Annotated in this window: 18 protein-coding genes and 1 pseudogene; 6 read left to right on the forward strand and 13 right to left on the reverse strand. The window is 37.4% G+C overall.

The genetic code is table 11. The annotated features are described in order from the left end of the window. Window positions 1-13: 13 nt before the first annotated feature. From A5889_RS08345 to A5889_RS08355, 3 genes are all read right to left on the reverse strand, one after another. Window positions 14-2419 (reverse strand): MucBP domain-containing protein, encoded by a 2406-nt coding sequence (locus A5889_RS08345; RefSeq protein ID WP_087640558.1) that lies wholly within the window; start codon window positions 2417-2419, stop codon window positions 14-16. A 197-nt stretch (window positions 2420-2616) separates the two neighbouring features. Continuing rightward, on the reverse strand, window positions 2617-4125 hold the full coding sequence (locus A5889_RS08350) for a helix-turn-helix domain-containing protein (RefSeq protein ID WP_087640557.1): 1509 nt from the start codon (window positions 4123-4125) through the stop codon (window positions 2617-2619). 167 nt (window positions 4126-4292) lie between these two features. Beyond that, the gene (locus tag A5889_RS08355) at window positions 4293-5090 is read right to left on the reverse strand and encodes a TIGR00282 family metallophosphoesterase (RefSeq protein WP_087640556.1); all 798 of its coding nucleotides are present in this window, start codon (window positions 5088-5090) and stop codon (window positions 4293-4295) included. Window positions 5091-5486: 396 nt separating this feature from the next. On the opposite strand from A5889_RS08355, the gene A5889_RS08360 reads away from it, so the two are divergent. Continuing rightward, window positions 5487-5702, forward strand: a complete 216-nt coding sequence (locus A5889_RS08360; protein ID WP_087640555.1) for a helix-turn-helix transcriptional regulator — start codon at window positions 5487-5489, stop codon at window positions 5700-5702. Between the two features lie 149 nt (window positions 5703-5851). Further along, window positions 5852-6016 (forward strand): beta-class phenol-soluble modulin, encoded by a 165-nt coding sequence (locus tag A5889_RS08365; RefSeq protein WP_176372814.1) that lies wholly within the window; start codon window positions 5852-5854, stop codon window positions 6014-6016. 90 nt (window positions 6017-6106) lie between these two features. On the opposite strand, the gene A5889_RS08370 is transcribed toward A5889_RS08365, so the two are convergent. From A5889_RS08370 to A5889_RS08400, 7 genes are all read right to left on the reverse strand, one after another. After that, entirely contained in the window at window positions 6107-9883 is a 3777-nt protein-coding gene (locus A5889_RS08370; protein ID WP_087640553.1) for a SpaA isopeptide-forming pilin-related protein, read from the reverse strand. 135 nt (window positions 9884-10018) lie between these two features. Next, window positions 10019-10651 carry a hypothetical protein gene (locus tag A5889_RS08375; protein ID WP_140405330.1) on the reverse strand — a complete coding sequence of 211 codons (633 nt, stop codon included), beginning with the start codon at window positions 10649-10651 and terminating at the stop codon, window positions 10019-10021. Further along, window positions 10563-11744: a DUF916 and DUF3324 domain-containing protein gene (locus A5889_RS08380; RefSeq protein WP_087640551.1), complete on the reverse strand. Its 1182-nt coding sequence runs from the start codon at window positions 11742-11744 to the stop codon at window positions 10563-10565. Before A5889_RS08380 ends, A5889_RS08375 begins: the two co-directional genes overlap by 89 nt. Window positions 11745-11876: 132 nt before the next feature. Then, entirely contained in the window at window positions 11877-12686 is an 810-nt protein-coding gene (locus A5889_RS08385) for a WxL domain-containing protein (RefSeq protein WP_087640550.1), read from the reverse strand. 47 nt (window positions 12687-12733) lie between these two features. Continuing rightward, window positions 12734-13576 carry a WxL domain-containing protein gene (locus tag A5889_RS08390; protein WP_087640549.1) on the reverse strand — a complete coding sequence of 281 codons (843 nt, stop codon included), beginning with the start codon at window positions 13574-13576 and terminating at the stop codon, window positions 12734-12736. Continuing rightward, window positions 13573-13857, reverse strand: coding sequence for an LPXTG cell wall anchor domain-containing protein (locus tag A5889_RS08395; protein WP_176372813.1), 285 nt, complete (start codon window positions 13855-13857; stop codon window positions 13573-13575). The genes A5889_RS08390 and A5889_RS08395 overlap by 4 nt, the downstream gene beginning before the upstream one ends. Before the next feature lie 191 nt (window positions 13858-14048). Then, the gene (locus A5889_RS08400) at window positions 14049-14738 is read right to left on the reverse strand and encodes a response regulator transcription factor (protein WP_176372812.1); all 690 of its coding nucleotides are present in this window, start codon (window positions 14736-14738) and stop codon (window positions 14049-14051) included. 410 nt (window positions 14739-15148) lie between these two features. Between A5889_RS08400 and A5889_RS08405 the strand changes: the two genes are divergently transcribed. The 3 genes from A5889_RS08405 to A5889_RS08415 are packed head-to-tail and all read left to right on the forward strand — an operon-like array spanning window position 15149 to window position 18895. Next, window positions 15149-17074 carry a MucBP domain-containing protein gene (locus A5889_RS08405; RefSeq protein WP_176372811.1) on the forward strand — a complete coding sequence of 642 codons (1926 nt, stop codon included), beginning with the start codon at window positions 15149-15151 and terminating at the stop codon, window positions 17072-17074. A gap of 56 nt (window positions 17075-17130) precedes the next feature. Next, window positions 17131-18576 (forward strand): helix-turn-helix domain-containing protein, encoded by a 1446-nt coding sequence (locus tag A5889_RS08410; protein WP_087640545.1) that lies wholly within the window; start codon window positions 17131-17133, stop codon window positions 18574-18576. Further along, a complete protein-coding gene (locus A5889_RS08415; protein WP_087640544.1) occupies window positions 18554-18895 on the forward strand; it encodes a hypothetical protein in 342 nt (113 codons plus the stop codon). The genes A5889_RS08410 and A5889_RS08415 overlap by 23 nt, the downstream gene beginning before the upstream one ends. A gap of 383 nt (window positions 18896-19278) precedes the next feature. On the opposite strand, the gene A5889_RS08420 is transcribed toward A5889_RS08415, so the two are convergent. Further along, window positions 19279-20742 carry a MucBP domain-containing protein gene (locus A5889_RS08420; protein WP_087640543.1) on the reverse strand — a complete coding sequence of 488 codons (1464 nt, stop codon included), beginning with the start codon at window positions 20740-20742 and terminating at the stop codon, window positions 19279-19281. A 242-nt stretch (window positions 20743-20984) separates the two neighbouring features. Between A5889_RS08420 and A5889_RS08425 the strand changes: the two are divergent. Beyond that, window positions 20985-21104, forward strand: a pseudogene (locus tag A5889_RS08425) (DUF3788 domain-containing protein); the annotation flags it as partial. Window positions 21105-21220: 116 nt separating this feature from the next. On the opposite strand, the gene A5889_RS08430 reads toward A5889_RS08425, so the two are convergent. Together A5889_RS08430 and rny are read right to left on the reverse strand one after the other, a co-directional pair. Further along, the gene (locus tag A5889_RS08430) at window positions 21221-22873 is read right to left on the reverse strand and encodes a peptide ABC transporter substrate-binding protein (RefSeq protein WP_087640542.1); all 1653 of its coding nucleotides are present in this window, start codon (window positions 22871-22873) and stop codon (window positions 21221-21223) included. Between the two features lie 237 nt (window positions 22874-23110). Further along, entirely contained in the window at window positions 23111-24667 is a 1557-nt protein-coding gene (gene rny / locus A5889_RS08435) for a ribonuclease Y (RefSeq protein WP_087640541.1), read from the reverse strand. Window positions 24668-24722: the final 55 nt, after the last annotated feature.

The following is a 24722-nucleotide window of genomic DNA, read 5'->3' on the forward strand; positions in this document are numbered from 1 at the left end:
ATCCGTACTCCTATCATTCATTTGCAACAACATCGTACAGTTCCCAACGAATTTCTCCTGAATAGCGATCAGCTCGTGCTTCACCTGACTTCACCTTGACCTTCAAGCCCTGTTCAGAAGTTTTCCATCCTTGACTGACATTACAATCATCATGCGTTGTTGTCACCGCTGAATGGATAACTGTGGATGTATTTGACTGCAATGTCTGAGTTTGGCTACCATTCGTGTAAACTAATGCATCTGGTAAAACGGCTTGAGTATGCTCACCTGTCAATGGTTTATTTAATGTCGCACGTAACTGCCAATTAGAACCCAGCGTTCGTGTATCCTTTACGACGATATCCTGATCCATCGATTCAACCGCGTATTCTTTATTTTCTACAGACAACTCATGAGTCCCAAAGCTAAGCTGTTCTGGAACAGACGAAAAGGCAAGATGTCCCTGGTAACAGTAAATAACTGTTTGGTCTGTACTAGAAATAGTTCCTTCAGCATTTTCCGGCTGCTTGATCAATGTATAACCCGAGATGGTCTCTGCCTTAGTCTGGTAGTTCATTCCGATTCGACCTGTTATATTTTTTTGGGGTGCTATCTCCTGCCCGTCCTCATTTACATATTTTACTGTCACCGGTTTTCCTTCAATAAAATCTGCCTCGAGCAACGCTTCGTTACTCGTTTTTTCCTCTTCATTTAAAGCTACAGCCGCCGTATTCGGAATCAAAAGATTATCGATAGTAGCATCTACTAAAATTTCTTGAGCAACTTGTACGCTGCCAACTAGATCAATGGTATATGTCTTCCCGTAAAAACCACTATCTTCTAAGCTCTCAGCATTGGCCGAAATCCTCAGTTCATTCGTCTCACTTTTAGTTATCGTAAACTGATCGGTCACCTCAGTCCCCAGCTCGTCTTTTATCACAATATCTTGAGCAGATACTGCCAATTCTGGTGCTAACTGATCTGTGATTTCTACACTATGGATCGGTTTTTGTTGAGAATAGACAGGAAGCTTTTGCGAAATACGGTACAATAGCTTTTTCTCAGAGCCAATATAATCAAAACGACTACCTGTTTTGATCGGTGCTTCCAGCTCCTCTCCGCCAACAATATCTCCCAACTCTGGAAAGTCATTGTAATCAAACGTAGCATCACTTTCCTCCGCACTGATCGACATATTTGTATGAATATCATGTCCTGAAATCACGCTCCCAAGCACTTTCCCTTGTGTATCGTCAAGAAAGACAGAAGCTTTTGGAGCGAAAACAGTGCCAATAAATAAAGAAGCGTTGCTTCTAAATTGAATTTCCTGCTCTTCATCATTGAAATTATGAACAAGATGCGTTGCTACTTTATACGTTCTTTCTTTTAACTCTGATGGAATCGTATGACTGTCTGATTTGACTAACGGTATTTCTTTATCTGCATATTTCCCTTCAAAAAAGACACCCTGGTTTCCTTCAAATTTATACTCTTCATCTCCAGGCAAGCTTGGGTAAGCAGCCGCATGAAAAAAGGTACTGCCACTAAAATTGAAAGTTGGAAAATGTTTATAATTAAGAATCAAGTATGGAGTAGGCATCGTTTCTGGATCATAATTCGTATAGTTGATCGAAATATCCTGTGCACGTTCAAAATGATCGATTTGACCATCTACATCTACAATGATCACTGCTTGATTTGCTGCCCCTTTTTTCAAAGCTACGTTGATTTGAATCGCAGATTGGCCGCCCCAATCATTTGGATTGACGACTTTTTGTTCTGTATTGATTTCTGCTGTCTGAACAGCTGAATTGAATATGATTTTTTGGTTCGAGTCTGTCAGTCCTGCATAATAGTCACTGATCGATTGGATATTTTCTGTTATTTGAGAAAAGTTGGATATATTATTATTCGCAAAGGAAGGAAACGATTGCACCGGATCTTGATAAAGTCGTTCAGAAAAGTTTTGTTTCAGATCAGGATAATAGTTTAATGCTTCCATCAATTCATTTTCTGTTGGCGCATTCTCTATGTAATAATGTAATTGCTCTTTATTGGTATACCGAAAGCTGCTGTCATTGGCATACCAACGAATCATATCCTCACCGCTGATTTTCTCAGAAACAACTGATGGATCCAATTGATCTAATGCCCAGTTATTTTGTGCGCTCTGATAGTTTTCAAAAGCACTCTTAGCTAGACCTGATGAACCTGTTGAAGTGATATTTCTGGCTAAAAACTGCCCCACTATCTGCTTGTCCTGAAGTTGATCCGTATTGAAATACAATGTTCCGCCAGCAGTTAAATTCGTCTTAGTCGAGATACCTAAAGGATAGCCCGCAGGCGGTGTCGCTGCTGTAGCGAAAACATGATCCGCCCAAATCAAATGACCTAGTATAAGGAAGGCCAAAAAGAAAATATGTACTCTAATTTTCCTCATCATACACCTCTACTATCTCTAATAATGTGCATAAAAACACAAGCATTCATTCACATATGAAATAATACATTTTTTTTCAGAAAGTGGCTGTATATTTTTGAAACAGTTTGTTTCAATTTCAAAAAAAATACTAGAACCATGATGAAAAAGCAGTTTTATCTGCCTGATCATCTGATTCTAGTATGTTTTTTTGTATATCATAGGCTTAGAAATAATTCCCTGTAAAAAATTTGGTTGATCATATCGATCATTTTTCCCCATTGCTCAGGGTTTAGCTGTTCGTCAAAGTAAAAGTGCTCTGTTTTTGGATCAATGTTTTCATAAGAATCTGAAATGACCAAATCTGCTGCCAGTACATCGCTAGTAAATATAATCCGCTCATGATTATAAACATCTAGAATAATCTTCTTGATTCCTTCAGCCAAAATCAAATTATTATTAAAAATCACACAGATCAGTAAACTGCCAGCCTTTTTGTTTAGGTAGATCCCTGAATAAAGCGTCAAGGTCAGAATCGATATTACACCATTGAGTGCTTGCTTTTTGATCTTTGGATAAAACTCTTGACGCTGAATGATCGTGGTGATTTTCTGAAATGTCTCCACATTTTTCTCATCATAGTCGATCATAGAATGAAATGAAAGATCATTTCGATAATAACCAGAAATATCAATCGTGATATGCTTGATATAAATAAGCAATATAAGCAAATAAAAATAAAATATCGTGTAACCTTCCTCTGAATAGTTTAAGTCAAATTCTATTCTTATTTCCTCGATCAACTTCGTGGTATGTTTAGCAATTTCAAGTGATGAGCGTTGGTAAGCTTCCACGATTTTCTTTCTTGTCTCAGGCGAATCTAAATTGTAGATCAAGCCTCTAGTTGCAAACAGCAATAATGCCCGTTCTTTGTGGTATTGTTCTGTTGAGACATGCTGTTTCAATATCGGCAATATTTCCAGTTCTTTATTATCAAAGTAAGCAATATCTGCTAAAAACTCTTCCGAAAGAGCGACATAATTCTTTTGCCAAAGTGCCCTTCTAAGGGTGATCAGTTGGATAAATCGTAATTTGGCCTGCTGAGATTCTGATAAAGAGTCTGCATGGTCAAAATAGTGTTCAAAGTCTTTGGTCTCCAACCACGCTTCAGGATAATTTTTATTATCAAACGTCGTAGATTTAAAGACAGACCAATAGGAATAAAAACTAAATAATCGTACACCGATTTCATTTCCTATTAACGGACTGGATATCTCTTCAAACGAAATTTTTCCGCCAAAGGGAATCAGCATTTCCTTTAACACCCGCAATTGTTTATACACTGATGAGCTGCTCATATGCATATCCAGCGCCATTGCATCGATCGATGGATAATTTTTTTTCAGTAAGGTATCCAACAAGAAAAATATTCCGCTTTTTTGAACATAAAATAGATGGATATAATCGATCAAATAGCCAATACTAAACGTTTTTTCAGTCTGAATCTGATAGGTACCCGTATGACTATTTTGGATCAAGTGAACGTTATCCTCAAAGGCATCCTCTACCTCTGCTGCTAAATCATGTATATATCGGCTGAGGGTACTCTTGGTCAGATGATAGGTGTCCAGTAATTCATTGAAGCTTAGCCCATTCTTTGCGAAAACAATTGCCTTGAATAACTCAAATTTCATCCGCTCTTTTTTTCCCATGAAAGAATTTCGCATCGTAGTCTCCTTATGATCATCTATTTTTTCCGTTCAAATGCTTCTCTGTTATTATAGAATACTTTGCGTTACTCTTGTGCAAAAACGCTCAAGAAAGAACAGACAAAAAAAGAGCGACTTTCTTTGTCACATCCATGTAACAGTCGCTCGGCTCTATCTTAATTTAATTATTCTTCAAATGGACGATCTTCACTGATTTGTATCGGCTCGATTTTTTTTGCTTGCCCTGTTTGATCATCAATATCAATGATACATGCTGATAAAATACTGCGTCCTTCTTCAACGACTTCAAATCGTTTTGGTAATGCTGTTAAGAATTTTTCAATGACCGGTCCACGCTTCATACCTAAAATGCCATCATAAGGACCTGTCATACCAACATCACTTAAAAAAGCGGTTCCTGCCGGAAGAATACGTGCATCATTCGTTTGTACATGTGTATGTGTGCCTATAACAGCACTGACTTTTCCGTCTAAAAACCAGCTCATAGCTTGTTTTTCACTGGTTGTTTCTCCATGAAAATCAACAAAGATCAACGGTGTTCTTTTGCGTGCTGCTGAGACTAATTCTTCTGCTTTACGGAACGGATCATCGATATCTGCCATAAACACTCGAGCCTGCATATTGATCACTGCTAACTCAAGCTGATTGACCTTCACGAAAACCATTCCTTGTCCTGGGGTACCTTCTGGGAAATTGGCTGGACGGATCATCTTTTTTGCCTCATCGATAAACTCGAAAATATCCTTATTATCCCACGTATGATTGCCTAAAGTCACCACATCTACACCATCTTGTAAAAACTTTTTATAGATTTTCCCAGTGATCCCTCGACCAGATGCAGCATTTTCTCCATTCGCAATCGTTACTTGCGGACGGTATTTTTTCTTTAGTTTAGGTAAATAAGTGCTGATCGCCTCACGCCCCATTGAACCAACAACGTCGCCTATAAATAATATACGCAAAAAATTTCCTCTTCTCTTTTGATTTCTATGTCTCATTATAGAGGTTTTTAAATTGGAATAAAAGGACTTATTCACTATTTTCTATCTAAGCAGTATCACAGACAACTTTCTTCATAAAAATTTGAAATTCTCAATTAAAGCTAAAAACTAAAATCAACTCTAAATACACTTTTTGTTTTTATACAAAAACTATTGATAAACTATTTATAATATTTTGGATATTTGATATTATTACTAAAGGGAAGATATTTGGTATACTTTGATATGTATATGAAGAAACGATCATCTTTTGGAGCAAGGGATCCCTTTGATCAAAATTCTTAATGTTATGTCTTCTTCTATTACGATCATAAGTAATGCATTTCTTATTTTATACTTTAAAAAGAGGGAGAGTCCATGAGAAAAAACAGTAAAAACCCAAACAAGCTACAAGAAGTCCGCAGTACCTGTGATATCACACAAGAAGAACTTGCAGATCAAGTCAATGTTTCGATCCAAACGATTCAAAGTATTGAAAAGGGCAGATATAAACCTTCTGACTCTTTAGCGTTTAGTATCGCCAGTTTTCTAAATAGAGAAGTCAGCGATATTTTTATGCAATCTCAAGGATAATAAAGATGATTTCTTCAGTTTACTGAATTTTATCCGATTATGACCCTGTTTTGCCAACTTTTTCTCTCTTTTTCGTCCTCTTCTTATAAAAAACAGATGTATAACAAAAAGTACTATCTATATACTGTTTTATGAAGGGAGGAGAGAGAATGGCATTACAGGGATTATTCGACTCGATTCGTGCAGTTGTTCAAAGTGCGATGTATGGAGATTGGATGCATTTGGGATTAAGTATTGTTGATATCGTTCAAAATGCACTTGGTATTACATTTGAATTAGCCTATACCTTGCTACGAATGTTAGGGTTAGCTTAAGCATTTCATGTAAGATACTAAAAATAGAGGCGAAGTTATCTGCCGATGCTTCGTCTCTATTTTTGTATACTGTCCAATCTATGAACAAGTCTATGGTTCTTGAATGATTTCCCAGGTCACTTCACCTGTGTATTCTTCAGCTAATGTTCCTTTCGCCGGAACCTCCAATTTAAATCCTTGATTCTTATTTTCAGCTTTATCTAAGATAAAATTGAACTCTTTTTTCGCTTTATCGTTAGTGTCTTGCTTGTTATTCACCAGTTCACCACCGGTACCGTTCAAGATGATATTGTTTGTACCGTTTTGATAAATCAGTCGTGCATCTTTCAACACTTTATTTCCAGCTGTCGTAAATTCTTTTGATAAGAACGCGTTCAACCGAATATTCCCTCTAGTCTTAGCTGCACTGGTCGACCCGCTACTAGTGATTTGCCGATTATCTCTTAACGCTACTTCAAAATCATCTGTACTATCATAGGCAAGTACCTGTTCAAACGGCGAAACGAATCCTGTTTCAAAGGTCAATAAATCAGGAACTGTCAAAGTCAGCAGTCCTTCATATTTATAGTAGACCGCTTCACTGTCATAAGGAAATACAGCTGCTTCTTCTGTTCCTGTGACTTTTCCTTGATCAAAATTCAAGAAACGATAATCTGCACTTTCTGTATTCATTTTTGCCAGCTGCTCTTTCACTTCTTTTTGTTCTTTTAAATCGATCGTTGAACCATTACCGCCTGCAATCGTTATCGGCGTGACCGTTTCGATATCCGTCCCATCCTGATACGTAAAATGAACCACGATTTTACCTTCTTTGACGTAGGGAATCGTCAATTTGTTTTCCTGTGTCGGTGACAGGACGATCTCTTTTCCAGGCTCGCCGTATTCTTCATTTGATAAATAACCGTCCGGTGCTTTGATTTCTTTCAATGTATAATTCGTTACGACATAGTCTTTTAAAACGATTTGACCATTAGCGTTCGTCGTGACCGTATCTACAAGCTTGCCATTCTTATCGATGACTTCATAAGTCGCACCTGCGACCGGCTTGTTCGTGACAGAGTCAACTGTATTGATCGTCATATCCTTCAAAATCAGATTTCCACCGCCGCCAGCACCAGAGTTATCGATATCGAATTTTCCTGACCAGTAGTTTGACATATAACCTTGTGTCGTAACATTATTATTATAGTTCGTAAATGGATGTGTAGCTCCTCCACCAGAATAGTTTTTGGTTCCACTCGTATTGAAACTCCATGTCGTTTTTACGATCAATCCGTTTTTAAGTTGGTCATCGTTGATGTTTACATACCAATTAGAATAACCGCCTCCGCCTATTGAAACTGTCGATGCTGGCAGAGGATTGCCACCTCCATCAGTGACTTCTCTCAGACTCGGCAATTCCCTCATTTCATTTGCCGGTACCATCGAGGCAATTGTGACTTGTGTTCCTTTTATCAAAGCAAACCCATTATTTTTTTTGATCGTCAATGTTGCTTCTGCAATATTTGCATAAGATTGGCTCGTAGCAAAGGTAAAGCTAGCCGGCAGTCGATTATTGAAATACAGCCATGATGTTTGATTGACAGGATCAGTATTTTCATTTGTTTGGGAAAGTTTTACAGCATCACCAGCAACATTATAGTAGTTATTTTTAGCAAAAGTAAAACTAACAATGATCGGTTTCGTCAATTTTTTATTTTTTATAACCAGTTGGCCGTCCTCTATTTTCAACTCTGGATACTCTTCATTGTCAGAAGAAAGCTCTTCTCCCAATAGTAAGTTGTTATAGTCAGTCGTAGAAAATTGTTTCACGGTATTGACCGAAAATTTTCCATCTAAAATAGTTACGTCCAAGCTTTTAAAATTGGCTACTATCTCATTATTAGACACTTTGGCTCCTCCAGGATTGATCAATAGCTTCACTTGATTTACTGGTTGTTCTTTTAAGAGTTCTGTCATTGAATTTGAATTATTTTTACTAAGCAAAAATGGCGCATTTGTAATAAGATAGCTTGGTACATACGCATAACCTACTGTAGGAAATTCTTTTTCATCTGAAGAAGCAAATTTAAGCTTTGGAGTGATCGTGTTCGTTGCACGTGAGTACAATTTATCCACCGTCAGTAAATCGACTTCCGTACTGTAAGTAATCGTCAATTTTTCTTTGATCGTTTTCAAAAATTTGATCTCAAAAGAATCTGGTTTAGTCACTAACTCATAGTCGGTTCCTTCGACTAACTCTTTTTGTATCAGACTTTTCCCAAAGGGAACAGAGGTGATCTTCAGATTGTTTAGTGTTCCAGCTTTAACGCCATTTCCAAAAGTATCTGTGATTTTAGTGACTTCTTGATACAGAGAATTGACGGTTGCAGTCCAATTGATCACACTTTTATCTGTATTGAAGGTTCCTGTTTTTACATTATTGTCTTGGCCTTTAAATGTTGTTCCTCCACTAGTTTGATAACCATTTCCTGAAAGAACAAAGCGACTATTGTAAGGATTCTTTACTGTTTCGTCCATCCCCACATAAATATCTAATCCAAATGTATCTGTTGTATCTTCACCTAAATACGTCAATGTGATTTGCCCAAAGACATCACTAGTGATTTCCCAGTTACTGATCCCCTTTTTAGTCCCTTCAACGATCGACCCATTCGCATTGAATGTTACCTTATACTCTTGAGCTAACTTGGTGTCAATTGCCACTAATGCCGGATCACCTTCATTCGTCAAGGTAAAGCTGTCCCCTTTTTTCAACGATTGATTGGTTCCATTGATATAGATCGGTGTTTTAACGATTCGTTCATTATCTTTGACATTTGCGTCATAGATGATCGTTCCTAAGCCCAGATAGCCTAATTCAACGACTCTAAAGTTTAAATAGTATCTACTTAGAGAAAGAAAATTGCTTGTTGTTTCTCCTTGATAGATCCAAAAAGAGATTGCCATTGAAACAGAGCCTGTTTTCCCGTTTGAAATCGGGTTGAAGCCAGTATAGTCAAAGGTCACTTCACCTCCAGATACTTCTAGTGCTTCATGAAAGCGTTCGTTGAACTTCAACTGAGCAGAACCAGCTGTTTTAGGGACAACAGTAAAATCTTCACCGATCTTTAGTTCCTTTTTCTCGCCGATTCGATCCCCATTGATCGTTGTTTCATACGTGTAAAATTTGTAAGAATTAAGGTCATGTGTCGTATTGACATAGCCATCCGTCCAGTAACTTGGGAGCAATTTTTGACCCCAGTCTACCTGAAGCATATTTTGAGATAAATCGACATGCATATAATTGACATTCATTTCAGGAAATTTACCGCCCCAATCAGGCATCAGGCTGACCTCATTGTCTTCTTTATCGAATGTCTTACCATATAAATATTGACTGCTATCTTTCACATAGAGATGAAAGATATAAATTGTTGGTGTTTGTGTTTCAAAGGGCATCTCTTGTTTTGAATTTAGCGAGGTATCAAAATTGATCCGTGTCACTAAATCTAAATTATATTCAGCTGACTGTACGTCTTTGACCATAGTCAATGTCAGTTTTCTGGTCGTTGGATCGATCTTGTATACCGCCGTATCACTTAATTCACCTTCAATTACCGCTGAATAAGTAAATCCTTGCGGTAATGTAGTTTCAAATGTATCACCGACTTTATAATCCTTATTGGTGAACTTGAAATTCATCGTTACTTTTACTTCTGAATTATTTTTCAGGTAGTCTTCTTGTTTCATCACTCGGTTTTTTTCTGCTGGAACGATGATTTTGACACTTTGAAAAATATTGTCTGTGATTGCTCTTGTTGCTTTTATTTCTTGTGCTTGAAGCTTATTTTTTGCACTTAAGGAGGTCATTAAAATAAAGCTCATTATTAAACTAACCCCTAAAACCATCAAAGAGAGAATATACTTTTTGTTTTTCATGTTAAGTATTGAAATAATAGCTATTTCAATGGTTCACTCCTCTCATTTCGTTCGATAAATAACAACAACCCTTGTTTATTTTCATTTTACATATGCAAATTCAATCCGTTCATTTGAAAAATAGCTACTGTTTAAAAATAGTTTTTCTTGTTTTTTATCCCAGTGAATATTTTCCAATGTCACATGCACAACTTTATTTAAATCAGCCTGTGATTGAATTTTTTGAATCCCCTTTTGTGTATATTGTAATGTGAGCTCTTTATCTGTTTGTTTAGAAACTATATATATATCTGATTTTTTTTTCAGCTTATCAAGTTCCTCTTTAGAAAAATCAGCCTTGTTTATTTTCATCAATAATTTCACTTGGTCACCCTCATACGTGTTGATGCCAGAAGCCTTCCAAGTACCTGCGTATAGCAAAGACAAGCCTTTGTTTTGCTGATAATTTGGAATCGTCAGCTCCCATGACCGACCTGTACTTCTCAACTTCAGTGTTTCATCAGTTGATGCCCAATGGCCCTCGATCTTTGCAGTAAACGGGTAACAGAGATAGCCTGCGAAACCTCCAGCAATCACTACAAGAATAAGCAAACAAAGCGTCACATAAAAAGCCAATGGATAGTGCTTATTTTCGTTTAGCTCTTCCTGATTTTCCAGAAGCGGCTCCATTTGTTGGTCGTTGTTTTCGTTTGTCATTGGTTGGTCGTTTGTCATGTTCTTTTCCTTTTTTACGCTTTTTTTGTCGTGCCCGTTTTGCTGCTGCCTTACGTTTTTTCTTTTTCTTAGATAAGATGACCAAGACGATGATCAAAATGATCACTAATAAAACAAATGCTGCAGCACCGATGATCACATATAGTAAATAGTCTTTTTCTAAATCAACTGCTTGCTCATTTAACTCTCTTGCTTCTTTAGCACTGATCACAAATTCTTGATCAAATGTCCACTCTTGTCCTGTATCTTCTGATTTCGCTTTTACCTTAGCGGTATATGTGCCAGCCGCAAACGGCTGATTTTCCCAACTTATCGGGATATTATAATTGGTGTTCGGCGCAACGCGATAGCCTTTCACTTTTATTTCATGAAGTGGCGTGCTGTCGCCTTTTTTACTGACAGAGGCTTCATAAGATACGTTGTCGATGATCGTCGCTGTTGGATTTTGTAAATTGATTTTGACTGTATTACGTCCAGCAACTTGAGAGGCAAATACTTTCTTGATCTTCAGCTCTGATTTGGGCAGATCATCAGATTCCCTTAACTGAATTGCGACTGAATAGGCAAAATTATTCGAGATATTAAACCCCTGTTTTGACTCGCCCGTTTCCTGTTCCTTCGTATCTGCGCTGGTGACACGAATCGCTCCAAGAATCAACCCTTCAAAAGGCTCCTCAGGAATTTCCAGCTTCACTTTTGTCACAGTCGTGCCCTTTGCCGGAATACTGACCGTCTGCTCTGATGCAGCAATACTGGATAGGGGAAATTTTAGGGAAGAATCTTTGTTTGTATCATCCTCTGTATAAACAAATGAACCCCCATCTCCAGTGTAAGCAGGATTGATCTCTATGTTGACTGTTGCATCTTTTTCTCCTTGGTTATACAGTTGAAAAGAAAGCTCTTGCTTTTCTCCTTGTTTGACTTTCAAATCATAGTAACCTGCATCTTTGGCGATCTGGTTGTCCGGTAAAATCGCTTTAACGGAAATCGGCACTTCTGCTCCATATGCTGGAGAAAACGACACTAGAAAAGTCAGGCTTAAAAAAAACATGACTTGAAAAAACAAGTACGCTGATTGGTTTTTTACTCTCATAATTTTATCCTTTCTAACAAAATCGAGGTCGGTAAAATACGATTGTTTCTAAATGATTTTTCCTACCGTTTCATTTCGCTTCAATTCATTTAGACCCGATGGTAACTATCCGACCCCAATCACACACTACATTTATGGTTCTACTGTTAATGTCCAGTTTAGTTTAGCGCTGTAAGACTTCGCTTGTACCCCATCGCTTTGCGGAACATTCAGTTTGACATCCGCATTTTTATCCGTTAGCGCTGGCGAATCTGTCTTGCCGTAATTTGACTCGTCATACTCTTTTTGGAAAACAACAGAACTGATCGTTCCATTTGTTGTGGTTTGGTCAGTTTTACCAGCCTTTGATGTCAATACCGCGATTGCTCCAGTTGTATCTGACCCTTTTACAGGAATTTGGACTGCAGAATCACTTGGAATCGTCAACCCTGTCACAACATCCGCCACACTTGTTTGGACATTATTTGTCAATGTTTGGTTATAAACATTGATTCTAGAAGCTTTCAAGGAATGGCCTCCAGTTTCTTTAAATAATGAATCTTGTTCTACTGTGACTGTCCATGCTGTTCCTTGAACCCCTGAAACGTCACCGACTTGAACAAAATGCGGGATGGAATATTTAGTAGTATCTCCTGATTTTTGGTAATGCTCATAAATCGCATCATAATTTTTTGTATCGACGCTTGTTTCATTGTTTCCAAAATCAAAATCTGGTACGTGCATTAGTTGAACATTCTCTACCGTTACACGTTCATTATTCCCATCAACCATATCGATTTTTTCGTCAGTTCCCGGTTTGATCGTATTGATATCTCCTGATTGGGGAACAAATGATGCTTTCCCATCTGTTTTTACGGCGCCAGTTTCTGCAGAAGCTGATACTGAAAAGCCCAACACTCCCACCGCAATTAAACTTAGACCTAAAATTTTAGTTGTTTTCATTTTTTCTGCTCCTTTTCTTCTGATGACAAGTGATCTTTGTTGCTTTTTTATGGTTCTACTGTCAATGTCCAGGTCAAGTTTGTTGAATAAGCTTTAGCCTGTGACTGATCACTCGCTGGTACATTTAGTTTGATCCCTTCATAACGTTCAGCAGAAGGTGTTTTTGCTGAATCGTAATTTTCTTCTGTGTAGCTGTCAGCAAATACAGAAGATGTATAGGAATTCAACGTAAATCCTTCTGTTTTATTTTCTAAAACAACCAATTCACCCTGAGTGTCACCTACAACAGGAATCGTTGAGAATGAACCAAATTCGTCTGTTGTATCCATTGCTACTCCTGCAACTTTATCTGTCAGATCACTTGCTGCATAAGCAGTACTTGTTAGTGTATTTCCATAGATACGAATGCGGGTATTCGTTAATTTTTGAGGTGTACTATCTTTTGTTTTGAATATGTCATCTTGGTGTACACTTAGCTTCCATTTTGTAGCGCTATTTCCAGATAAGTCCGCAACTTGTACTGAGTGGGGCATATAAAAAGCTTCAGCGCCCTGATTTCTAGTACGTTTTTCAGTCAATGCTTCATATTCTGTTGTTTTTAAATTCGTTTTATTTGAACCAAATGAAATATCTGGTAAATGAGTCACATAAACATTGCTTACTTCAGGCAGTGGCTTAGGCTTTGATGGATCTTCCGGATCCGGATCTGGATCCAGCGGACTTGGGTCTTTAGGCCCTTCCTCTGGTTTTGATGGATCAGGACGATCTCCTGCAGTAAATTCTGTTTCAGCTTTTGTTTTTGCTGTGCTTTCTTCTGCATAAACGCCTGTGGCTGAGCAGCTCAAAACGAGCCCGCTCAATAATAAGCTTGCGATTACTTTGTTTTTCATTCTTGTTCCTTCTTTCGTGTGTTTTTCATTTTTAAGTAGATAATACAACTTAAAAGACAAATCCCAATGACTAATAAATATAAACTTAGTTGTTCTCCAGTGTGTGGCAGTATTCCTTTGTCATCCGAATTGATGATTTTATCAATGATCGGTTTTTTAGGCTGTTCTCCTTGTGTAAAAGTAACGTCAGCTTGTGTCTTTCCAGAGGCTTGCGCAATCGTTCCAAAAAATGGAATAAATAAGAACAGCATACACATACTAGACCAAATCAATTTTTTCATCGTTGCCTCCCCTCCACATTTCCTGAGCACACCTTCCATATATGAAGTGAGCATGCTCTACTTTTAACGACTGTTTTGACTGACATTCTTTTTCCATTTGACTGCTGTTTACTTTGAGTAGGAATTCATCTTTTATGATCGGTCCCCAAACTACATGTATCACCCCCTCTCCATGGTTGAACCCTTTTTCTTTATGCGGATAGAGTCAACATATACCCTCTTGATCGAATCGTTTTGATCAAATCCTGTTTTCCTCGATTCGTCTGAGCAATTTTTGCTCGGACTTTACACACGATATTGGCTATCCTGCTCTGCGCCAAATCAAAATCAGCAAGCATTTCTTTGCCTAACAAAGCTTCCGCAAGCATTTTATATGTACAAACTTCTCCTTTGTTTTCATAAAGAACCTCTAATAAACAATATTCCAGTCTAGTTAAAGGGACGTTATTTTTCCCAATAGATAAGCTCAGTCTTAAAGGGTCTAATATAAAGGACTTTCCTGAGTATGTTTCATCTTGCGTATTTTTATTTTGCTTCATTGCCTGTAAACTATTACCGATCGACAGATCGATTTCTTCAACTGTATAATCTTTTTCAAATATGCCGCAGACACCTAGCTGTAAATAGATGCTTTTCTCCCCTAATTGTTTTTCGGTAGTCGCTACCCAAATAGGTACACTCTCATGTGTTTTGATTTTAATGACCCATTCACAGATTTCACGGATGCCAAACTGTTGATTTTTACAGATCAGTAATGCATCGATCCCTTTCAAATCTTTTTCCTCTACTATCTCTTTTCCTTCAAGGAGGTGTGTAGAGGTTGGACCAGTAATAAATTCTCTACTGATTATTTTTTCAGTATCCAATATTCCTACCTTCATCATTTCTTCTCCTATTTATATTTTTCTAGTGAAATTAAAAATATATCTGTTCATCTCTATTCGATTTCAAATAAAAATGATATTTATTTATCTTTCACTTTACTAATATTCTTTCAAATCCAAGTAAAAAACAATGACAGCTCATTCGCTTTTTTCCTCTTTTTTCCGAATTTTCCGCGATTTTTTTGAACTTTTGAAAAAATAAAGAAAAAAAGTAGGAATTCATCTAGATGCTTTTTATTAAAAAGTGTATTATATTAATGGATTTCTTTTATAAAAGATACTTCTATCAGTTTAAAAAGATATTTCAAACGAATATTTCTTTTCTAATGTTCGAAATTCTTTCAATTACATATTTTTTTATTTTTCATAACATATTATTTTATTATTTATATCGAGGTGCTTTACTATTGAATACTTTTAAACGTGCAATTTTGCCTTCAGCATTATGCTTAAGTCTCTACCTTTTAAACAATAGTGCTACTGAAGTCATTGCAGTTGATTCAGCTATTGAAAATAGAGAACAAGCAACTGATAACTCTCCTAAAGCAGATAGCTTATTACAAACGATCACTCAGTCTGCTCCTTTGACACAAGAGCTTATTCCAGATCCGTCTTTAAAAGAATTCATTCTAGCCACGTTGGGCAAGCCTGCCGGAAGTACGTTGACACAGCAGGAATTAGCGACTTTGGTCTCTTTATACATTCCTGCAGATATCTCAGCTCAAATCAATAGCTTGTCAGGGTTAGAGTATGCAGTGAATTTAGCAGACTTCTTCTTAGGATCAAGTAATGTCGTAGATTTTAGTCCGTTAGAGCAGCTATCTTCGCTTAAGTTCGTTGATTTAAGTGGTAAAAACCTGACTTCTGCTAATTTTCCAGACCTAAAAAAAAGCAGCGGCATCATTCGCATATCTGCAAGTTCTGCTCAACTGACCAATGAGGTTTTCCCTAAGTTGACACAGTTCGCACAATTGGAACGCCTTTATCTAGATTCAAATATGGGGATCACGACGATCGAACCGTTAAAAGTCTTACCTAAATTACGATCGATCTCTATTCAATTTTGCGGTGTGACAGATTTTACCGTCATCAATGATTTTCCTGCATTAAATGATTTGGCAGCTTTTGGTCAAAATATCGGAAGAATGGATCCCGTTATGACTCTTACACGTTCAGAACTGGTTTATACACCTGAAGAGGAAACTATTTTTATTCCCTTTTCTTTGATGCCAAGCCGCCTAAAAAATTTTGATGGGTATTTACCGCCATTTTCACTTTCAACTTCCGCTAGTGAAATGATCCTTAAATTGAACGATATCCAACTACCTTCAAATCGCCTACAGGTTACAGAAAATGGCATTACTGTTTTAAATGTTCAAAAAGATGAGTACAACAATCTAGCGACCATGTACTATAATGCCCGGATCAACAATCCCGTTGGAAGCTATGCTACACCGGCGAACTTTAATTTTTATTCGATTTCTTCTGGGACCTATCTACAGACCTTTTCGATCATTGACGATCCAATTCTTAGAGGCTTGGTCACGATCAATTTTCATGACCAAAAAGGGGCGGAACTTGCTGATCCGGTCGTTTTATCTGGAAACGTCGGTGAACCATTCACTGCACAGCCTAAGGAATTGACTGACTGGATTTTATTTTCGAGCCCAGAAACAACAGAAGGAACATTTACCCAAGCCGCTCAGGAAATGACCTTTGTTTATGAAAAAGCATCTGGTGCAGATGTCACAGTTTTATACACAGATGAAGATGAACAACCCATTGCACCTTCTGAAACCTTAAGTGGAAAAATAGGCGCTTCCTATCAGACGCAGTCTAAGCAAATAGACCATTATCAATTGATACAACAAATTGGACCTACTGAAGGAACATTCACTAAACAAGCTCAAACGATCCGATATATCTATAAAAAAAATGAGTTGCCAAATATGCCAGATAGCAATAACGCCGATGTACCTACTGCTGCAGATCCGACACAAACTTCTATAGCTAATGAATTGATCGATTTGATTACTTCTCCTGTTGTTGTTTCAGGAAGCACTTCTCCTCACATAGAAAATACAAATGAACGGACCGTGGATTCTCAGAATCTCTCTTCCCTACCAGACACTTTAGCAAGTTTTAGAGAGCCAAAATCGGTACCTTCTAAAAAAAGTGAACGTAAAACGAACAAGTCTAGAGACGGTGTAGGTTCTGTAACCGTCAAATTTGTCGATGAGAATGGCAATGAAATAGCTAAACCAAACACTCTGACTGGAAAAATCGGAGAAACCTATAAAGTCACTGCAAAAAAAATACACCATTCAAAATAGAATGGCCGTTAGCTGCACTAACAGAATAATCGTTATAATACGCTAGGAGAAAACATATGGAGTACTTAGACTTTTTAGAGGACGAAGACCATGACAGGCTCAAGGTTCTTATGACGTTACAGTCTTACAATGACCAATACCTGACACAGAAACGACTGATAGAATTAACAGGATTATCCAAATTTTTATTGGAAAAATATTTGAAAGAATTGAATCAGGATTGTCCAGAATTAGGGCTTTCTGATGAGCTTTACGATGAATTGACTTATCATCCTATCTCAAATGATACGATTCAAAAAACACAACATATCTATGCCCAACGTTCACTGAAATTCCGTTTTTTTATTGAAGTATTGATCGAAGAAAAAACATTAAACAAGTTTCAGGAAGAACAGCATATTGCCAAAACAACGCTTTATCAAATACGAACCAAAGTATTGAATTGTTTAAAGCAAGAAAAAATAGTGATCAAAAAAAATAAAATGATCGGACCAGAGATGCATGTCCGATCGATCATTTTCGATATTATTTCTTATTTTTATTTTGGCGAAAGATACCCTTTTTCCACCGAAAGCAGAAGTGACGCAAAGCAATTACTGAATCTTTTAATTTCTTATTTCAGCTTAGACTTAACTTTCTTTCAAAAACAGAAGCTATCATTATTCATTCACATCATACAGCTTAGAATCAAAAATAGACATATCATAAATGAAAATCTTTGTGCAGTTAGTGAGACGACTCAACAAATGTATCATCGTCAACTGAGGACGATCGAGCAAGCTTTAGCACCAGCAGCCGATCTTACATCCGAAGTTTTCAAGGAAAGTCATTACTTGTTGACCTTCTTATTTGTTTCAGAAATGCTTGAGCTCGATCTACAATTCAATAAAGAACTGTTTAGTCAGACACAAAGCACAGCTCAAGAGCTGTTGACTAGCCTAACGTTACACTTTCCAGTTAAAGAGCTTCAAAAAAAGGAATTGTATGATTCGTTCTTAAAAAAATTACTTTGCTTGTCTATTTTTAGACAAAGCTATACGACTTTTGTTGATACAGCAGCTTATCGCTATTTTGCTGAAGTATATTCTTCCTTACATAGATTGATTTTGCGATTTATTCGTAAAGAGCATTTTCTTTCATCTCTAGAACTATCTAAAAATGATCAAGCAAAGCTTTATTACGACATAATGTTTACTGTGCTTTCTGTACTAGAACCTGTTCAGCTTGGAAAACCGATCAATATTTATATTGATTTTTCTCACGGCGCAGCTTACACAGAATATATTTGTCAGAGCCTACAACGCTTCCGCGATTTAAATATTGCTGTGCAAACAAGGTTTAATAATGATACGCAGATCGTTCTATCCGACTACCGCCTAAGAAAAGCAACTTGTCAGCAAATCGTCTGGAAACAGCCTCCGACACCATCTGACTGGGCTAAATTTGCTGATATCGTCATTGAATTGAGGGAGAAAGAAAATGAAAAAAATACGCTCTTTTAGGATCTACTTTCTAATTATCTTATTGATTTCTTTATTAGTCATTCAGCCGACAACTATCGTCTATTATGCCAAGGGCGCAGATCGTCAACTTTGGGAACTAGTAACTCCTGCTCATTCACAGGAAGGTGAGTTTAAAGATGAACCACAGGAAGTCGTATTCGTTTACCGAAAAAAGAAGAATGGCGTTCCCTCACAGCTTATCAACGTACCGCCAAAATTACCAAATATCTCGCCTGGTCATAAACAAGAATCGCACTACGGCGAACTTTTGCGAAGTTTTTCGGGTATTTTCCTGTTTGGTTCTGCTCGATCTCGATAAAAATGAAACAATGGCTATTCTATATATTGACCTATTCGACAAGGCAACGCAAAATCGTTCCATTTCTTTATTCAAAAGAGACTGAGATAAACGTGTTTCTTTCCGAAGGAGCTGTTTTTTTCTCACCGTTTATTCGCGTTTAAAAAGCGGGACAAAACTCTGTGAGTCAAATCCCAGACACCTGGAATCCGGATAAACGGTGAGAGCAGAAGCAATCCCACTACGTTGCACTCCGATCTCATCAAATGCTAAGGGCTAAAGCCCTAAGCTTTGAAGGTCGGAAATAAGCTAGAATTTACAAAAATTTGGAAAACAATTTTCGTGAATTCTAGCTTATTTCTCGGGATTAGACACTTCTGTCTCAACCTCTCTCTTTATCATAATCAAGGGGCTGGAATTACCGTTGGAATAAATGTTACTTCATACGTAACATCAATTGTTGCTTGATCCGCTACTCCTGTGTAATTAGCAGGTATATATTCTGGTTTTTCTTGGAAATACAAGAAGTTCGAGTAACTATCGATGGCAACGGCCCAGCCTAAATCCTCAATAGGCTTAGGAAAATTAAGTGTGTTCATCGTTTCCCCAGTTGGTTTAGTTATCAAAAATCTGATTTCTTTCGGCAAAGTATAACTTGCCCCTACTTTGACTGTCAGCTGGTCTTCAGATGCTGTTTCTCCTTGTGCATATGTTTTGCCATTATATGAGTTAGTATAATAGTAACCATCGATATCAGAAATATCCGGTCTTAAATAATCTGCATAGGGTGTGATTGAATTCAGCGTCAACGGCTGCTTCGTCCATTTATCGATATAATGTATATTGACCGTTACTTCATCCGTGTAATATAGTTGGATGTCCTTTTCAGTTTCTCCAAAAGTTCCTTCTAAATCACCCTCAGCATGATCGAATAAAAATCCCGAAATCTCTTTCGTTTCTATCTGAAATGTCTGTCCTATTTCACCACTTAAATGCTCTTTCGGCTGAATCTCCTGACCATTCATGTCTAAGTAGTGAACTGTGACTCGACCTTTTTGAGCTAATTCCTTTTGATATTCATAAACGACCGTTTGTTCCTGTTCCTTGATAGTCCCAACTGCATTCGGCGGCAATTTCATTTGATTCAGTACATACCCAGGTATCGCTAATTTGTATTGTTCTGTTGAAACATCATAACTTTCTCCTATTTTCCCAAAAAGCACTTGCGGTGAATGGATCTCCTGACTATTCTCATCCACATACAATACAGTTATTTTAGATTCCCCAGCTGGCAGAACCACTTTTTCTGATGGATAATAGCCGACATATGTATATCCTTCAATAGCCTTAGGCTCAATCATTTTAGCTTCTCCCTCAGACAATTCCAGCTTCTCAGATGGAATGAGCGAGGCTTCTGCAGCCAAAGCTTTCATAGGAGATGGACCAAATGCCATCGGAATGATAACAATCAATAATAACTTTGAATATTTTCTATATTTATATAAAATAAAAAAGCTAATCAAAATGAAGCCCGTCCCAAATAGCACTAGTTGAAATTGTCTGTTTTCCCCAGCTTTAGGCAAATTCGCTTGCTTTGTTGTTTTAGTCGTCGTTCCTTGATCATTCGCTTTATTTGATGTACCTGTAGCATTGGAACTGACACTAGTCGTATCGACATTCTTTTCATAAATCAGATTGTATTGTCCGTATTCGCCGCTTACAGTTGGCTTTTCTTTGATAATCTTTGCCTGTTCCTGCGCATTAAGCGTCACAATGTCATAAAAATTGAGTTGTGCAGCCTCACTGTGTGAAGGTAACAAAAAAATTGCTGAAATTAGAATAAATAAACTAAGCATTGTCTTTTTCATGATCGATCTCCCTATTATAAATTTCACTTTTTTCATAATAAGATAATTCAAACATAAAAATATTATTTTTTTATCTTTTTTATAAATATTTAATGAATATCATTCGTTTTTTAATTTTCTGACTCTAATACAACTAAATCCGTTCACATGACTTCATTGATATGCAACAGCTAAAGTCCAGAATGCCAATTCTTAATAGGTACTAGCCAAAAGTCAGATTTTTCGTCAATTTTACAACGAGGATGGAACAGAAGTGTTCAACTCCAAGAAATAAGAGGGAATTCACGAAAATTATTTTTCAAATTTTTGTGAATTTCAACTTATTTCCGAAGGAGTTACTTCTGCTTCCACCGTTTAATCGTTTTAAAAAGGACTGGGACGTAACTCGTAGAGTTATGTCCCAGTCCCATTACTCCAGTCACTCGAACTTAAGCGACTTTTGTTTTATTCTCTTGTCTCAAACATTCAATTCAAGTGATTACTCTTCAATATATGCCCATTTGAAATCATATTTTGCTCCAGTTGAATGGTACACAACATCTTTGATTTTTTCAGAACGTAAGCGTGCTTCTGCTTTTTGATACAATGGGATAACGCCCTTATCATCCATGATCGTTTTTTCAGCGTTTAACAGATCTTGCCAACGTGCTTCTGGATTGTTTGCATTTGTTGTCGCAGCGCTATTCACTAATTTATCATATTCAGAATTTGAATAATGTCCTCTATTATAGGCATTTCCTGTAACAAATAAATCTAAGAAGCTGCTTGGATCTGCATAATCCGCTCCCCATGCACTCACTGCAATTTCAAAGTCTCCTTTATTTGAGCGATCTAATCGTACAGAAAATGGTACAGGGCTGACAGACACTTTTAAGCCATCTAAGGTTTCAGATAATGAACCTTGTAGATATTCAGCCATTTTCTTCGCATTATCAGTATCATCGATCAATAAATCAACAGATAACGTAGAAATACCTAATTCATCTTTGGCTTTTTTCCACGATTCTTTTGCTTTGTCAACATCGTAGACAATATCATTTCCAGATTCTTTGGCAAAGTCTTCATCTGTTTTTGGATCAGCAGCTAAGCCTGCAGGTACTAGACCTTCTGGGACAGTAGAACCGTTTGCTAAAATTTGATCCACTAATGCTTTACGATCGATTGCATAAGATAAAGCTTTACGCAGATTTGCATTGCGATATGGTGAATTTTCTTCAATTTGGTTCGGTTCAAGATAGAATGTCGATGCGGCTTTTAAGGTAATGAAGTTTGGATCACTCTTCATTTGTTGCGCTAATTCACCTGACAATGGTACATCATCTGCTTGACCGTCTTGGAATAAGTTCAATGATGTCGGTGCTTCTTTTACGACATCGATCGTTACTTTGTCTAACTTGACTGTGTCTTTATCCCAGTATTTGTCATTTTTTGTATAAGACCAATTTGTATCTGTTCCAGGTCCGTCAAAATCAGTCAAAGTAAATGGTCCGTTATACACTGCTTTATCGCTATCAGTTGTATAATCTTTACCATATTTTTCAACGATATCTTGTCTTTGCGGTAAAAATGATGGGAATGCTAATAGATAGTCAAAAAATGGAGTAGCTTGTTCTAATGTGATTTCCAGTTCATAATCACCAATTGCTTTGATTCCAAGTTCTTCTTTTTTCATTTCGCCTTTGGAGATTTTTTCAGCATTTTTTACAGAGTTAAACATGTAAGCATATTCTGAACCAGTTGCTGGATCAACCGTTCTTTGCCAGCCATATACATAGTCTTCAGCTTTTACAGGTTTGTCATCTGTCCATTTCGCATCTTCTCTTAATTTGATCTTATATGTTAGTCCATCTTCACTAACTTCTGCTTTTTCAGCAGCCCCAGCTGGTTGTGGCTTGCTGTCTTTATCTAAGCGGTAAATTCCTTCATACACATTATTCAATGCGACAAAACTTACTTCGTCCGTTGCTAATGAAGGATCTGCACTAGGCATTTCTTGTCTCTCAACTAAACGAAATACCTTTTCTTCTCCGCTTACACCACCATCGGCATTTTTTGAGCCTCCGCCGCAAGCAGCTAATGTAATACTTGATAAAGCAACTAAACCTAGAAAAGCGCTTTTCTTTAATTGCATAGTAAAAAACCCCCAGTTTTAATAAAATTCTATAAAGAATATAGCAAAGTAATAGGCTTATAGCAATTAAAACACTGCGGCTAGTTTAGTAAAAATATCCTGAATTTTTTCTCATTTATTTTACAAAAAAAGGGTGAAAATATAGCCAAAAAGCCATTTTATGTACTTGAAAAAAATTAGGGGAAGACACAAAAAGAAACAGCCTGCTTATAAGCGCTGGCTGTTTCTGTTCTTTTTTTATTTTGCGTAATCTACTGCACGCGTTTCACGGATGACCGTCACTTTGATATGACCCGGATAATCTAGATCATCTTCGATTTTCTTACGAATATCCCGCACTAAGCGTACAGCTTCTAAATCATTGATTTCATCTGGTTTGACCATTACTCGCACTTCACGACCAGCTTGTACAGCAAAACTAGATTCAACACCTTCAAATCCATTAGAAATATTTTCTAAGTTTTCTAGGCGGCGGATATAGTTTTCCATAGATTCACTACGAGCTCCTGGTCTAGCAGCTGACAATGCATCTGCAGCCGCTACTAAAACAGAAATGACTGACGTTGCTTCCACATCGCCATGATGAGATGCAATCGCATTGATAACCGTCGCATTTTCTTTATACTTAGCAGCTAACTCTGCACCGATCTCTACGTGAGATCCTTCGATTTCGTGATCCAACGCTTTACCGATATCATGCAGCAAACCTGCACGTTTCGCTAATTGGACATCTTCACCGATCTCTGCCGCCAATACACCAGTTAATTTAGCCACTTCGATCGAGTGGTTCAATACGTTTTGTCCGTAACTTGTACGGAAACGTAAACGACCTAAAATTTTGATCAAGTCCGGATGAAGTGTATGCGCCCCAACTTCAAAGGCAGCCTGCTCTCCGTATTCACGAATTCGTTCATCCATTTCTTTACGTGACTTTTCAACCATTTCTTCAATACGAGCTGGGTGAATTCGTCCATCTTGAATCAATTTCTCCAAGGTCATCCGAGCAATCTCTCTTCTGATTGGATCAAACCCTGACAGCACCACTGCTTCTGGTGTATCATCGATAATCAAATCAATTCCTGTCAACGTTTCTAAGGTACGAATATTACGGCCTTCACGACCAATGATCCTACCTTTCATCTCATCATTTGGTAAACTAACCACAGAAACTGTGGTTTCAGAAACCGAGTCAGCTGCACAACGTTGAATCGCTAATGAAAGTAAGTTTTTAGCTTTACGATCAGACTCTTCTTTCGCACGTTGCTCTGATTCCTTAACCATAACAGTTAATTCATGACTTAGCTCTTCTTCGGTAGATTTCATGATGATATCTTTTGCTTCATCTTTCGATAGTGAAGCAATACGTTCTATTTCTTGGTGTTGCTTTTCAACTAGTTCTTCTACATCTTTTTCTCGCTCATCAATTAATTGCTGTCTAGCACCAAGTTTCTCTTCTTTTTCTTCCAGTGAGTTTTCACGTTTTTCAAGAGAGTCATCTTTTCTATCTAAGTTTTGCTCTCTTTGTAATAAACGATTTTCTTGAGATTTCAGTTCTAATTTGCTTTCTTTCAACTCACTTTCAATTTCTGACCGATACTTCTGGTTTTCTTCCTTAGCTTCTAATAAAGCTTCCTTTTTCAGAGTTTCCGCTTCTTTATTGGCACTTTCAATAATGCCTGCAGCAGAAGACTTTGCACCATCTATAGCCTTTTCATGACGCGATTTTGCAACGACTAACCCTAAACCCAGACCGACAATTAAACCGACGATAGCGAGGAGAATTTGTAAACCCATTGTTTCCACCTCCGTACTATCTTCAAATTTTCAATATTCATGTAGTTTTCTGATA

It is taken from the genome of Enterococcus sp. 9D6_DIV0238 (assembly GCF_002174455.2).
Taxonomy (GTDB): Bacteria; Bacillota; Bacilli; order Lactobacillales; family Enterococcaceae; genus Enterococcus_L; species Enterococcus_L dunnyi.

What these genes read in the sequence shown, in the direction of transcription:
- A5889_RS08345 (WP_087640558.1), bottom strand. Translation starts at nt 2,419, where the DNA reads ATGAGGAAAATTAGAGTACATATTTTCTTTTTGGCCTTCCTTATACTA.
- A5889_RS08350 (WP_087640557.1), bottom strand. Translation starts at nt 4,125, where the DNA reads ATGCGAAATTCTTTCATGGGAAAAAAAGAGCGGATGAAATTTGAGTTA.
- A5889_RS08360 (WP_087640555.1), top strand. Translation starts at nt 5,487, where the DNA reads ATGAGAAAAAACAGTAAAAACCCAAACAAGCTACAAGAAGTCCGCAGT.
- A5889_RS08365 (WP_176372814.1), top strand. Translation starts at nt 5,852, where the DNA reads ATGGCATTACAGGGATTATTCGACTCGATTCGTGCAGTTGTTCAAAGT.
- A5889_RS08370 (WP_087640553.1), bottom strand. Translation starts at nt 9,883, where the DNA reads ATGAGCTTTATTTTAATGACCTCCTTAAGTGCAAAAAATAAGCTTCAA.
- A5889_RS08375 (WP_140405330.1), bottom strand. Translation starts at nt 10,651, where the DNA reads ATGACAAACGACCAACCAATGACAAACGAAAACAACGACCAACAAATG.
- A5889_RS08380 (WP_087640551.1), bottom strand. Translation starts at nt 11,744, where the DNA reads ATGAGAGTAAAAAACCAATCAGCGTACTTGTTTTTTCAAGTCATGTTT.
- A5889_RS08385 (WP_087640550.1), bottom strand. Translation starts at nt 12,686, where the DNA reads ATGAAAACAACTAAAATTTTAGGTCTAAGTTTAATTGCGGTGGGAGTG.
- A5889_RS08390 (WP_087640549.1), bottom strand. Translation starts at nt 13,576, where the DNA reads ATGAAAAACAAAGTAATCGCAAGCTTATTATTGAGCGGGCTCGTTTTG.
- A5889_RS08395 (WP_176372813.1), bottom strand. Translation starts at nt 13,857, where the DNA reads ATGAAAAAATTGATTTGGTCTAGTATGTGTATGCTGTTCTTATTTATT.
- A5889_RS08400 (WP_176372812.1), bottom strand. Translation starts at nt 14,738, where the DNA reads ATGAAGGTAGGAATATTGGATACTGAAAAAATAATCAGTAGAGAATTT.
- A5889_RS08410 (WP_087640545.1), top strand. Translation starts at nt 17,131, where the DNA reads ATGGAGTACTTAGACTTTTTAGAGGACGAAGACCATGACAGGCTCAAG.
- A5889_RS08415 (WP_087640544.1), top strand. Translation starts at nt 18,554, where the DNA reads ATGAAAAAAATACGCTCTTTTAGGATCTACTTTCTAATTATCTTATTG.
- A5889_RS08420 (WP_087640543.1), bottom strand. Translation starts at nt 20,742, where the DNA reads ATGAAAAAGACAATGCTTAGTTTATTTATTCTAATTTCAGCAATTTTT.
- A5889_RS08430 (WP_087640542.1), bottom strand. Translation starts at nt 22,873, where the DNA reads ATGCAATTAAAGAAAAGCGCTTTTCTAGGTTTAGTTGCTTTATCAAGT.
- rny (WP_087640541.1), bottom strand. Translation starts at nt 24,667, where the DNA reads ATGGGTTTACAAATTCTCCTCGCTATCGTCGGTTTAATTGTCGGTCTG.